The sequence below is a fragment of the Haemophilus parainfluenzae genome (assembly GCF_014931415.1).
GTDB lineage: Bacteria > Pseudomonadota > Gammaproteobacteria > Enterobacterales > Pasteurellaceae > Haemophilus_D > Haemophilus_D parainfluenzae_AF.
Map to the genome: position 1 here is coordinate 652,631 of NZ_CP063121.1, position 10,871 is coordinate 663,501.

Consider the following 10,871-nt stretch of genomic DNA (forward strand, 5'->3'; position numbering starts at 1 on the left):
AGAGCATTTTCTAGGAAACTAAACAAATGTCTAAAGAAAAATTTGAACGTACAAAACCGCACGTAAACGTGGGTACAATCGGCCACGTTGACCACGGTAAAACAACTTTAACAGCAGCAATCACAACCGTATTAGCAAAACACTACGGTGGTGCAGCTCGTGCATTCGACCAAATCGATAACGCGCCAGAAGAAAAAGCGCGTGGTATCACCATCAACACCTCACACGTTGAATACGATACTCCAACTCGTCACTACGCACACGTTGACTGCCCAGGACACGCGGACTATGTTAAAAACATGATTACCGGTGCGGCGCAAATGGACGGTGCTATTTTAGTAGTAGCAGCAACAGATGGTCCAATGCCACAAACTCGTGAGCACATCTTATTAGGTCGCCAAGTAGGTGTACCTTACATCATCGTATTCTTAAACAAATGCGACATGGTAGATGACGAAGAGTTATTAGAATTAGTAGAAATGGAAGTTCGTGAACTTCTTTCTCAATATGACTTCCCAGGTGACGATACTCCAATCGTACGTGGTTCTGCATTACAAGCATTAAACGGCGTTGCAGAATGGGAAGAAAAAATCCTTGAGTTAGCAAACCACTTAGATACTTACATTCCTGAACCAGAGCGTGCAATTGACCAACCGTTCCTTCTTCCAATCGAAGACGTGTTCTCAATTTCAGGTCGTGGTACAGTAGTAACAGGTCGTGTTGAGCGTGGTATCATCCGTACTGGTGATGAAGTTGAAATCGTTGGTATCAAACCAACAGCGAAAACAACAGTAACTGGTGTTGAAATGTTCCGTAAATTACTTGACGAAGGTCGTGCAGGTGAAAACATCGGTGCATTATTACGTGGTACCAAACGTGAAGAAATCGAACGTGGTCAAGTATTAGCGAAACCAGGTTCAATCACTCCACACACTGATTTCGAATCAGAAGTTTACGTATTATCAAAAGATGAAGGTGGTCGTCACACTCCATTCTTCAAAGGTTACCGTCCACAGTTCTATTTCCGTACAACTGACGTAACTGGTACAATCGAATTACCAGAAGGCGTGGAAATGGTAATGCCTGGTGATAACATCAAAATGACAGTAAGCTTAATCCACCCAATCGCGATGGATCAAGGTTTACGTTTCGCAATCCGTGAAGGTGGCCGTACAGTAGGTGCTGGCGTTGTTGCGAAAATCATCAAATAATTGATGTATTAACTGTAACAGTTAGATTAAGAAGGCGTATCGAAAGATACGCCTTTTTGTTTGCCTAAAATTCCGCAAAATTATAATGAAAATTCAAATTAAAAATGTGAATGTTAGGAAGAGAGAAATATTTGTTGGAGGAAAAAAAAAGTGGCGGAAGGTCATGGGAGTTGAACCCACCCGGGAACGCTGGCGTCCCCAACAGGATTTGAAGTCCTGCCACCTCACCGGAGATGACGACCTTCCGTTATTGAAATTGCGGTTACTTTAGCGTAAATTAGTTCGCAATTCAACGCCATTTTGAAATAGGAATTAAAAATGACCGCACTTTTTCAACAACTTCCTTCGGTAGATAAATTTTTAAAAACACCAGAAGGTGAAATGCTTTTAACTGAATTTGGTCATTCAGCCGTTGTACGCGAGTTGCGCCGATTATTGTCTGAAGGACGCGAGTTTATCAAACAACACCAAAACTTACCGCACTTTTTTGCCGATCATCTGAGTACATTGCATTATTTACAAGAACGATTGACTCAACAAAATCATGTGCAGATTAAATCAGTTCATAACTTAACGGGCACGGTATTACATACAAATTTAGGGCGAGCATTATGGGCTGAAAGTGCACAACAAGCGGCACTTCATGCGATGAAAGGTAACGTTGCGCTGGAATATGATTTGGAAGAAGGCAAACGCAGTCATCGAGATAATTATATTAGTGAACTACTTGCGCAACTTACCGGTGCAGAAGCTGCTTGTATTGTGAATAATAATGCGGCAGCCGTACTCTTGATGTTAGCTACTTTTGCAAAAGATAAAGAAGTGGTTATTTCTCGTGGTGAGTTAATTGAAATCGGTGGCGCATTTCGCATCCCTGACATTATGACTCAAGCAGGCTGTAAACTTGTTGAAGTGGGTACCACAAACCGCACACATTTGAAAGATTATCGTCAAGCAATTAATGAAAATACCGCCTTCTTAATGAAAGTACATTGCAGTAACTATCATATTAGTGGATTTACTGCTTCGGTTTCAGAACAAGAGTTGGTTGATCTTGGGCGAGAGTTTGATATTCCAGTAATTACGGATCTTGGTAGTGGTGCATTGATTGATCTAAGCCAATATGATTTACCAAATGAGCCAACGGTACAAGAAAAAGTTGCACAAGGCGTAAACTTGGTGTCATTCTCGGGTGATAAATTATTGGGCGGAACACAAGCTGGCATTATTGTTGGTAAAAAAGAGTGGATTGCTCAGTTACAAGCTCATCCATTAAAGCGCGTGTTGCGTTGTGATAAAGTGATTTTAGCCGGGCTTGAGGCAACATTACGCCTTTATCTCCAACCCGAAAAACTCACTGAAACGTTGCCAACTTTACATTTACTCACCCAATCGATGGATGTATTAAAAGAAAAAGCCGAACAACTTAAAGTCTGTTTAGCAAGCCGCTTAAAAGATTACCAGGTTGAAATTGAAGAAAGTTTTGCTCAGATTGGGAGTGGCTCTCAACCGATGGCGACGATTCCTTCTATTGCGGTAACGATTGCCGAAAAAACAGAGGCAAAATTGACCGCACTTTTAGCAATATTCAAAGCGTTAGAACAGCCGATAATTGGCCGTGTTGAGAAAGGAAAGATTTGGTTAGATTTACGTAGCGTGGCTGACTTTAAGGCATTATTAGATACGGTGGAAAAATTATGATCATAGTTACATCAGGGCACGTCGATCATGGTAAAACAGCCCTTTTAAAAGCACTGACAGGTACGAATACCGCCCATTTGCCGGAAGAAAAAAAACGTGGCATGACTATTGATTTAGGCTATGCCTATTTACCTTTAAAAGAGAAAGTGCTCGGGTTTATTGATGTACCTGGCCATGAAAAGTTTCTCGCCAACATGTTGGCCGGGCTTGGTGGTGTGCATTATGCCATGCTTATTGTTGCAGCCGATGAAGGGATTGCCGCACAAACTAAAGAACACTTAGCGATTTTACGTCAGCTTCAATTTACTGAAATCATGGTAGTGATTACCAAGGCTGACCGAGCAACAAATGAGCAAATTGAGGCACTAAAAACACAAATTCAGACAGATTATCCATTCTTAGCTGAATCTCATTATTTTATTACATCGGCACAAACGGGCTTAGGCATTGATGCGTTACGTGATTATTTAGCCAATTTACCGGAATTAGCCGAAATAAATAAACCGTTTCGTTATGCTATCGACCGTGTCTTTAGCGTGAAAGGGGCGGGGACAGTGGTAACGGGCACAGCATTTGCGGGTACTGTATCCATTGATGATGAACTCTTCCTTTCTACGGGACAAAAGGTTCGTGTTAAAAATATCCATGCTCAAAATACACCGAGCGAGAAAGGCTTGGCTGGTCAACGCTTAGCTCTCAATTTAAATGTCGATTTAGATCGTATTCCAATGCAACGCGGCGATTGGTTGTTAGCTTCAGAACCACTTGAGCCAACAGGTCGTATTACCATTGAAATTACGCCTGAAGTGAATTTGAAAGACAGTCAGCCTGTGCACATTTATCATGCAGCAAGCCGCACAACAGGTAAGCTTACTTTGCTTGAAAGCAAAAATGCAATGAAAAATGACCGCACTTTGGCGGAAGTCATTTTAGAGCAGCCATTATTTTTGGCCTTCGGGGATAAATTAATTTTACGTAGTGGCGATGCCAAAATATTAATTGGTGGGGCGAAGGTACTCGAAATTTATTCACCAAAACGTTATAAGCGTACAGAGGCTCGTCTAGCGTTCTTAGCTAAACTTAATCAGGCTCAAAGCGCCACACAACGCATCGGATTAACCTTACAAAAAGAGGCGGTTTCAGCTCAAGCGCTAATGTGGAGTGAGCAGCTAACTGAAAATCAACTGGCAGAAGCGTTGGCTGAAAACGGTGATATTCGTTTCCAAAATTGGTGTTTTAATCGTGATTATCAACGTGAAAAAACGCAGCAAATTTTGACCGCACTTGCTACCTATCATGAACAACATAATGATCAGCTTGGTTTAAGTAAAGCCCGTTTATACCGTATTGCGACACTAAACCAACCAGAAAATCTGATTTATCATTTCATTGAAGAAATGCTTGATGAAGGCCAATTGCAGCAAACTCGTGGTTGGTTACATTTGCCTTCACACAAAATCCAATTTTCAGCCGAAGAGCAACGCTTATGGCAAGCCGTATTAGCGGAGTTTGAGAAAGCACATGGTCAAGCCATTTGGGTGCGTGATATGGCAACAGCCTTGGCGCAAGATGAAAGTGTAATGCGTAACTTTATGTATAAAGCGGGTAAATTGGGCTATCTTACGCCAATCGTAAAAGACCGTTTTTTCCTGACTGAAAGCATTTATGCTTATGCTCGCTTAATTAAGGAAATGGCAGGCGAAGAAGGTAAAGTTGCCGTAAATGAATTACGTGATAAACTGAACTTTGGTCGAAAACTGACAGTGCAATTGATGGAATATTTTGATCGTACCGGCTTTTTACGCCGTAAAGGCAATGATCATATTCTACGTGATAAAGATACATTTGATTTATAGGTAATACATGAAAAAGACACTGATTTCAGCCTTAATTTTAACTGCACTTTTTACTACGGTAACAGGTTGCGAAGATAAAGAAGCGAAAGCAACGATTGAGCAACAAACACAGACAATTGCGCAACTGACGGCAGAAAATACGCAATTAAAAACTGAAAAAGAGAAGGCTGAGAAGGTTATTCCGGCAATTATTGCTCAAGATGATGTGATTTTTGATAAAGAGGAAACCATCAAATACCCTAAATCGACCAAAGAGGATGAATATGTTCCTACTGAAGGTAAACTTCATTACAGTATTTCTACACTAAAAACGAATATTGAGTGGCTAGATAAACTACTTTTAGAGCAAATTTCAAAAAATGCTGATGGTAAACCAAGAAGCCGCGAGCAGCTTATTGAGGATTACCAAAAAGCATATGATGAAGCTAAAAAAGAAATGTTGGAATCTCCGATAATGGGGATTGATGAAACCTTAGATTTAGCATTTAATCATCAAAGAGGTAAGCTTGCTGTATTTTTAATAAACTATTACAGCTATGGTGGTGGGGCTCATGGAGTTGGTGGCTACCATTATATTAATGTTGATTTAGAAACGAAAAAACTACTTTCATTTGATGATGTTTTTAAACCAAACCAGCAAGCTAAATTAAAAGAGTTGCTTTGGGAACGTTACACTCGATACGGCGAGGTAAAAGATGAGGAAGCATTTACATCAAAAGATGCTTTTGAGGTGACCGACAATTTCTATTTAGATCATGATGGAATTCATTTTGTATATAACGTGTATGAAATTGCGTCTTATGCAGAAGGACCACAGGAGCTGGTGATTGAGTGGTGGAATGCCTCTGCTTTATTGAAGCCTGAATTTCTTCAGAAACAGTATTATCCCATTTCGAGTAATACTGTCGAATAACAAAGTGCGGTCAGTATTGACCGCATTTTTATTGACCTTTTTTCACCCAGTATTTGAAAGGTGTGTCTTGGGTTTCACTCGCTAAAAGCGTATGTTCCATAAATTGGCAGAAGCTGGGAATATCGCGAGTAGTGGCAGGGTCGTCCGCTAAAATAAGCAATACTTCACCTTCATTCATGTGGCGAATGTTTTTTCTCACGAGCATTACAGGTTCAGGACAACGTAAACCAACGGTATCAAGGGTTTTATCGACAGTAATTTCAGTCATTGTTATTCATTAGTTTTATTGAAATTGAGCTACATCATACAATAATTATGGGGAAATTTCGATAAATCCGCTATCAATGATAAACTACGCAACAAATTTACTTGAATAATATTCCATGGCTGAATACCTTATCCCCAAAAGTGCGGTCGTTTTTGAAGAAGAAATTAAGAAAAGTCGATTTATCACGTATTTGCAACATACGGAAGGACTTGAACAAGCCAAAGCTTTTTGGGCAGAAATTAAAGCGCAGCACCCTAATGCCCGCCATCATTGTTGGGCGGCAGTGGCCGGCAAGCCAACGGATTCTCAACAATTAGGCTTTTCCGATGACGGTGAGCCAGCAGGTACTGCAGGGAAACCGATGCTGTCGGCTTTACAAGGTAGCCAAGTTGGTGAAATCAGTGCCGTTGTTGTTCGTTATTATGGCGGCATTTTATTAGGCACTGGCGGTTTAGTTCGTGCTTATGGAAATGGTGTGCAGCAAGCTTTAAAATTATTAGAAACTGAACGAAAAGTCGAACGTCAGTTATTCCAAGTTCATTGTGATTATGCACAATTAAATTGGCTCCAAATTTTATGTGAACAGCATCAAATTGAAATTTATCAGCAAGATTTTCAAGTGCAGATTACATTGCAGTTAGGCATTAGTGAAGATCAAATTAAACCTTTTGAACAAGCATTAATTGAGCGTTCGGCAGGAACGTTGAAATTAGAAGAAATGAATTAAGCGAGATATTGTGCATATTTTATCCATTATTCGGATTATCGGCATTTTGATCATGTGCTTTTCCGGTACGATGCTGATTCCAGCCTTTGTGGCGCTTATTTATGGTGATGGCGGCGGTAAAGCGTTTATGCAAGCTTTTGCATTAAGCTTAACCGTGGGCATATTGCTTTGGTGGCCTTGTCATCACCACAAACAAGAATTGCGGTCTCGAGATGGTTTCTTAATTGTGGTGGCATTTTGGTTCGTTTTGGGCGGTCTAGCAACCCTGCCATTGCTATTATTTGATTCACCTCATTTAACAGTGGCTTCCGCCGTCTTTGAAGCATTTTCCGGGTTAACAACCACGGGTGCCACTGTCATGACGGGATTAGATAATTTACCGAAAGCCATTCTGTTTTACCGCCAATTTTTACAATGGTTAGGCGGGATGGGGATCATCGTACTTGCGATTGCGATTATTCCTTTATTAGGTATTGGCGGAATGCAGTTATACCGTGCAGAAATGTCAGGCCCAATGAAAGATCAGAAAATTCAGCCACGGATAGCGGAGACGGCAAAGGCGCTGTGGTTTGTTTATTTCTTTTTAACCATGTCTTGTGCTTTGGCTTATTGGCTAGCGGGTATGACACCGTTCGATGCGATTACGCATAGTTTTTCAACCGTATCTATTGGCGGTTTTTCTACGCATGATGCCAGCATCGGCTATTTTAATAGTTCGGCGATTAATTTTATCACCGTCATTTTCCTGTGGATTTCGGCTTGTAACTTCGCATTGCACTTCAGAGCATTTTCGACTTTAGGGCGAGAAAATATTTTGAAGATTTATACAAAAGATCCAGAATTCCGCTTCTTTATGAGTATTCAAATTTTGCTTATCGTGGCTTGTACATTGGTGATGATAAGCCATCAATATTTTGACTCCTCATGGCAAGATTTTGAGCAAGTCGTATTCCAAGCGGTATCGATCTCAACAACAACAGGTTACACCACATCAAATTTCGCTGAGTGGCCTTCCTTTGTGCCGATGCTATTAATCATTGCCTCTTTTATTGGAGGCTGTGCGGGATCAGTTGGTGGCGGTTTGCGTGTTGCACGGATTTTAGTGTTATACCTTCAAGGTGCGAGAGAGCTGAAGCGATTTGTTCACCCAAATTTAGTGTATCCAATTAAATGGGGTAAAAATGTTCTTGATGAACGTGTGATTGGAAGTATTTGGGCCTTTTTCTCTGCATATCTATTGGTATTCACTATTTGTTTGTTAAGTGTGATTGCCTGCGGTGTTGCACCTTTTGATGCCTTTAATGCAGTGTTGGCAAGTATTAATAACCTTGGACCAGGCTTAGGTTCAGTAAGCAGTAATATGACAGCGATGCCAGATAGTGCTAAATGGGTACTAACTATTGCGATGGTGTGCGGTCGTTTAGAAATATTCACACTATTGGCGCTTTTCACACCGGCATTTTGGAAGGAATAATGAAAACATTAATTTTATATTCAAGCCACGATGGGCAAACAAAAAAGATTGCTGAATTTATGGCTCAGTATCTTGAAGGAGAAGTAGTGGTTTCACCGTTAACGGAGGAACTGGATCTTCCATTTTTTGATCGGGTGATTATTGGGGCATCCATTCGCTATGGTCATTTTAATAAACAGTTATACCATTTTGTGGAACGCCATCATGAATTGCTGAATGCAAAAAGTGCGGTCTTTTTTGGTGTAAATTTGACAGCGAGAAAAGAAGGAAAAGATACGCCAGAGGGAAATGTCTATGTGCGTAAGTTCCTTCAACGTATAAAATGGACGCCGGAAAAAGTTGGCGTGTTTGCAGGGGCATTGCTATATCCGCGCTATAAATGGATTGATCGTGTCATGATCCAATTGATTATGAAAATTACAAATGGCGAAACAGATACGACCAAAGAAATTGAATATACCGATTGGGGAAAAGTAAAGACATTTGCAGAAAGCCTGAATTCGTAGAATAAAACACCATAAAAATAGTGTTTTTTAGACGATTTGATTAAAAGATCTTCAACTAAGAAAAAATTTACGTTTTTTTACAAAAAGATCTTGCAAAGGTATCTGAAATGCCTATAATACGCCCCACACAACGACGCGCTGTTGTGACTCTTAAGAAAAACCAGTGCGTCGTTCTTTTTTGCTCTTTAACAATATATCAGACAATCTGTGTGGGCACTTGTTGATTGACTTGTTTTAAAAATATTTTTTAATTTTGAAGTCTTAATAGGTGCTAACTAGAAATTCATATACTTTTTAAGTAGTGACATTTTATGTCAGCAGTATTGAGCGATTGAACTTGAATTGAAGAGTTTGATCATGGCTCAGATTGAACGCTGGCGGCAGGCTTAACACATGCAAGTCGAACGGTAACATAAAGAAGCTTGCTTCTTTGATGACGAGTGGCGGACGGGTGAGTAATGCTTGGGAATCTAGCTTATGGAGGGGGATAACTACGGGAAACTGTAGCTAATACCGCGTAGTATCGAGAGATGAAAGTGTGGGACCTTCGGGCCACATGCCATAGGATGAGCCCAAGTGGGATTAGGTAGTTGGTGAGGTAAAGGCTCACCAAGCCGACGATCTCTAGCTGGTCTGAGAGGATGACCAGCCACACTGGGACTGAGACACGGCCCAGACTCCTACGGGAGGCAGCAGTGGGGAATATTGCGCAATGGGGGCAACCCTGACGCAGCCATGCCGCGTGAATGAAGAAGGCCTTCGGGTTGTAAAGTTCTTTCGGTAGCGAGGAAGGCATTTAGTTTAATAGACTAGGTGATTGACGTTAACTACAGAAGAAGCACCGGCTAACTCCGTGCCAGCAGCCGCGGTAATACGGAGGGTGCGAGCGTTAATCGGAATAACTGGGCGTAAAGGGCACGCAGGCGGTGACTTAAGTGAGGTGTGAAAGCCCCGGGCTTAACCTGGGAATTGCATTTCATACTGGGTCGCTAGAGTACTTTAGGGAGGGGTAGAATTCCACGTGTAGCGGTGAAATGCGTAGAGATGTGGAGGAATACCGAAGGCGAAGGCAGCCCCTTGGGAATGTACTGACGCTCATGTGCGAAAGCGTGGGGAGCAAACAGGATTAGATACCCTGGTAGTCCACGCTGTAAACGATGTCGATTTGGGGGTTGAGCTTTGAGCTTGGCGCCCGTAGCTAACGTGATAAATCGACCGCCTGGGGAGTACGGCCGCAAGGTTAAAACTCAAATGAATTGACGGGGGCCCGCACAAGCGGTGGAGCATGTGGTTTAATTCGATGCAACGCGAAGAACCTTACCTACTCTTGACATCCAGAGAACTTTCCAGAGATGGATTGGTGCCTTCGGGAACTCTGAGACAGGTGCTGCATGGCTGTCGTCAGCTCGTGTTGTGAAATGTTGGGTTAAGTCCCGCAACGAGCGCAACCCTTATCCTTTGTTGCCAGCGATTAGGTCGGGAACTCAAAGGAGACTGCCGGTGATAAACCGGAGGAAGGTGGGGATGACGTCAAGTCATCATGGCCCTTACGAGTAGGGCTACACACGTGCTACAATGGCGTATACAGAGGGAAGCGAGAGTGCGAGCTGGAGCGAATCTCACAAAGTACGTCTAAGTCCGGATTGGAGTCTGCAACTCGACTCCATGAAGTCGGAATCGCTAGTAATCGCAAATCAGAATGTTGCGGTGAATACGTTCCCGGGCCTTGTACACACCGCCCGTCACACCATGGGAGTGGGTTGTACCAGAAGTAGATAGCTTAACCTTTTGGAGGGCGTTTACCACGGTATGATTCATGACTGGGGTGAAGTCGTAACAAGGTAACCGTAGGGGAACCTGCGGTTGGATCACCTCCTTACCAAAAACGAGAGACAATAAGTGTCCACACAGATTGATTGATATATTGTAGAAAATGAATGAAGAGAGAAAAGTGCGTAAGCAAAGTGTAAGATAGAGTATCTTTATTTGTTGTCCCCATCGTCTAGAGGCCTAGGACATCGCCCTTTCACGGCGGTAACCGGGGTTCGAATCCCCGTGGGGACGCCAAATAAAGATAACTTTATTATCTTCTGTTCTTTAACAACCAGGAAACAAGCTGAAAAACTGAAGAGACTTTCAAGTCCTTTAAGGATAAGAAAAAGTCTGAGTAAGAAGAAAATCTTGATTGAACAAAAGCAATCAAGTGTTTAGTTGA

Annotated in this window: 8 protein-coding genes, 2 tRNA genes and 1 rRNA gene; 9 read left to right on the forward strand and 2 right to left on the reverse strand. The window is 41.9% G+C overall.

From position 1 onward, the window contains the following. Positions 1–26: 26 nt before the first annotated feature. A complete protein-coding gene (gene tuf, locus INP93_RS03240) occupies positions 27–1,211 on the forward strand; it encodes an elongation factor Tu (protein WP_005635637.1) in 1,185 nt (394 codons plus the stop codon). Between the two features lie 151 nt (positions 1,212–1,362). On the opposite strand, the gene INP93_RS03245 is transcribed toward tuf, so the two are convergent. Next, positions 1,363–1,457 (reverse strand) — tRNA-Sec (locus INP93_RS03245). A 72-nt stretch (positions 1,458–1,529) separates the two neighbouring features. Between INP93_RS03245 and selA the strand changes: the two genes are divergently transcribed. The 3 genes from selA to INP93_RS03260 are packed head-to-tail and all read left to right on the forward strand — an operon-like array spanning position 1,530 to position 5,681. Then, positions 1,530–2,912, forward strand: coding sequence for an L-seryl-tRNA(Sec) selenium transferase (selA, locus tag INP93_RS03250; RefSeq protein WP_197545127.1), 1,383 nt, complete (start codon positions 1,530–1,532; stop codon positions 2,910–2,912). Beyond that, the gene (gene selB, locus INP93_RS03255; protein ID WP_197545128.1) at positions 2,909–4,768 is read left to right on the forward strand and encodes a selenocysteine-specific translation elongation factor; all 1,860 of its coding nucleotides are present in this window, start codon (positions 2,909–2,911) and stop codon (positions 4,766–4,768) included. The genes selA and selB overlap by 4 nt, the downstream gene beginning before the upstream one ends. 7 nt (positions 4,769–4,775) lie before the next feature. Then, the gene (locus tag INP93_RS03260) at positions 4,776–5,681 is read left to right on the forward strand and encodes an RsiV family protein (protein WP_197545129.1); all 906 of its coding nucleotides are present in this window, start codon (positions 4,776–4,778) and stop codon (positions 5,679–5,681) included. 28 nt (positions 5,682–5,709) lie between these two features. On the opposite strand, the gene tusA is transcribed toward INP93_RS03260, so the two are convergent. Continuing rightward, positions 5,710–5,949 (reverse strand): sulfurtransferase TusA, encoded by a 240-nt coding sequence (tusA, locus tag INP93_RS03265; protein WP_005697464.1) that lies wholly within the window; start codon positions 5,947–5,949, stop codon positions 5,710–5,712. A gap of 115 nt (positions 5,950–6,064) precedes the next feature. On the opposite strand from tusA, the gene INP93_RS03270 reads away from it, so the two are divergent. The 5 genes from INP93_RS03270 to INP93_RS03290 all read left to right on the forward strand — a co-directional run bounded on the left by INP93_RS03270 (position 6,065) and on the right by INP93_RS03290 (position 10,723). Beyond that, positions 6,065–6,676, forward strand: coding sequence for a YigZ family protein (locus tag INP93_RS03270; protein ID WP_197545130.1), 612 nt, complete (start codon positions 6,065–6,067; stop codon positions 6,674–6,676). Positions 6,677–6,686: 10 nt separating this feature from the next. After that, a complete protein-coding gene (locus tag INP93_RS03275) occupies positions 6,687–8,150 on the forward strand; it encodes a TrkH family potassium uptake protein (RefSeq protein WP_197545131.1) in 1,464 nt (487 codons plus the stop codon). Beyond that, positions 8,150–8,656, forward strand: coding sequence for a menaquinone-dependent protoporphyrinogen IX dehydrogenase (gene hemG, locus INP93_RS03280; RefSeq protein ID WP_197545132.1), 507 nt, complete (start codon positions 8,150–8,152; stop codon positions 8,654–8,656). Before INP93_RS03275 ends, hemG begins: the two co-directional genes overlap by 1 nt. Positions 8,657–8,995: 339 nt before the next feature. After that, positions 8,996–10,535 (forward strand): 16S ribosomal RNA (locus INP93_RS03285). A 112-nt stretch (positions 10,536–10,647) separates the two neighbouring features. Beyond that, positions 10,648–10,723 (forward strand) — tRNA-Glu (locus tag INP93_RS03290). Positions 10,724–10,871 lie beyond the last annotated feature (148 nt).

Coding starts and splice junctions, on each gene's coding strand:
- INP93_RS03260 (WP_197545129.1), top strand. CDS start 4,776: ATGAAAAAGACACTGATTTCAGCCTTAATTTTAACTGCACTTTTTACT.
- hemG (WP_197545132.1), top strand. CDS start 8,150: ATGAAAACATTAATTTTATATTCAAGCCACGATGGGCAAACAAAAAAG.
- selB (WP_197545128.1), top strand. CDS start 2,909: ATGATCATAGTTACATCAGGGCACGTCGATCATGGTAAAACAGCCCTT.
- selA (WP_197545127.1), top strand. CDS start 1,530: ATGACCGCACTTTTTCAACAACTTCCTTCGGTAGATAAATTTTTAAAA.
- tusA (WP_005697464.1), bottom strand. CDS start 5,949: ATGACTGAAATTACTGTCGATAAAACCCTTGATACCGTTGGTTTACGT.
- tuf (WP_005635637.1), top strand. CDS start 27: ATGTCTAAAGAAAAATTTGAACGTACAAAACCGCACGTAAACGTGGGT.
- INP93_RS03270 (WP_197545130.1), top strand. CDS start 6,065: ATGGCTGAATACCTTATCCCCAAAAGTGCGGTCGTTTTTGAAGAAGAA.